Annotated in this window: 1 pseudogene; it reads right to left on the bottom strand. The window is 52.9% G+C overall.

Annotated features, from left to right (window positions below):
• Positions 1-257 (bottom strand): annotated as a pseudogene (gene glnA, locus B3849_RS13975) (glutamine synthetase); the annotation flags it as partial.

Raw genomic sequence — 257 nt, 5'->3', positions numbered from 1 at the left:
CAGCTGTAGTACATGCCGAATTCAACAGGGTGGGGGGTGTGCTCGTATTTGTGCACTTCTTCCATCTTGAGTTCGATATAGCCTTCGATCTGGTCTTTGGTGAAGACGTCACCGGCCAGCAGGTAATCCATATCCGACTGCAGCTCTTCCAGCGCTTCGCGCAGGGAACCGGAAACGGTTGGGATATCGGCCAGTTCTTCGGCGGGCAGATCATAGAGGTTTTTATCCATGGCTTCGCCCGGATCGATCTTGTTCTT

Source organism: Sulfitobacter sp. UBA4523, from assembly GCF_002388305.1.
Classification (GTDB): Bacteria; Pseudomonadota; Alphaproteobacteria; order Rhodobacterales; family Rhodobacteraceae; genus Sulfitobacter; species Sulfitobacter pontiacus.
This window is presented reverse-complemented; position numbering and strand designations above follow the sequence as displayed.